Source organism: Thermoflavimicrobium dichotomicum (genome assembly GCF_900114055.1).
In the GTDB taxonomy this organism is placed as follows: domain Bacteria; phylum Bacillota; class Bacilli; order Thermoactinomycetales; family Thermoactinomycetaceae; genus Thermoflavimicrobium; species Thermoflavimicrobium dichotomicum.
In genome coordinates this window covers 1-1,054 of the sequence record NZ_FORR01000075.1, presented here as the reverse complement: position 1 = coordinate 1,054, position 1,054 = coordinate 1, and the positions used below count along the sequence as shown (strand labels likewise).

Here is a 1,054-nt window from a genome sequence, read left to right as displayed (position 1 = left end):
ACTGGAAACAGCCGGAGTTAACAAAAGAAAAATTTATCTCCAATCCGTATGTTCCCGGTGAGCGCATCTATCGAACGGGCGATTTGGCTCGTTGGTTACCGGATGGAACGATAGAGTACTTGGGAAGAATCGATGAGCAAGTAAAGATTCGTGGTTTCCGAATTGAGCTGGGAGAGATCGAGTCCCGCTTGCTGGAGCATCCTGCGGTGAAAGAAGCAGCAGTCGTTGCGCACAAAGGAGTGGAAGGAGAAGACGCATTTCTCTGTGCTTATATCGTATCAGAAGGAAATTGGAGCGTTTCTGAGCTTCGTCAGCACTTAAGCGAAATCCTGCCCTTCTATATGATTCCTGAGGTGTTCATGGAATTGGAGCAGCTTCCAAAGTCCGTTCATGGCAAGGTGAATAAGAGAGAATTGCCCAAACCCGAGCGTAATTCGTTGGATGCGGATTTTGTGGCCCCTTCCCATCCTATTGAAGAAGGACTATGCCAACTATTCCAAGAGATTCTGGGCGTAGAGCGAGTTGGCATTTATGCTCATTTCTTTGAGTTAGGTGGGCACTCCCTCAAAGCGATGAAGTTGGCATCTCGCATTCATCAATCATGGGGAGTGGAAATCTCCATTGCGGATCTGTTTGCTTATCCGACAGTGAAAGAAATGGCAGAACGTATTCAGAAATTGGAAGAAAAACGCTATGCGACCATTGAACCCGTGGAAGAGAAGGCATGGTATCCTGTATCCTCAGCGCAAAAACGGATGTACGCCGTTTACCAATTGGAACAGGGAGCAGCGAATACCAACTACAATATGCCACTGGTGATGGAAGTCAAAGGTCCACTGCAAGTGGAGCGATTGCGTCAAGCGGTTGAAGGCTTGGTCAAACGGCATGAATCGCTTCGGACTTCGTTCCATCTGATTGAGGAAGAACTGGTGCAGAAGGTCCATCCGCAAGTAAAGGTTCCATGGACGTTCATCGAAGCAACGGAAGAAGAAGTGGAGCAACAGATCGAGGCATTCATCCGCCCCTTTGACTTAAGTCAGGCGCCGCTGTTCCG

The 1,054-nt window shown here is 48.4% G+C and carries 1 protein-coding gene; it reads left to right on the top strand.

Annotated elements, in window-relative coordinates; all coding sequences use genetic code 11:
• Positions 1 to 1,054: condensation domain-containing protein (locus BMZ78_RS18440; protein ID WP_139203386.1), on the top strand; the 1,054-nt coding region annotated here is incomplete at both ends.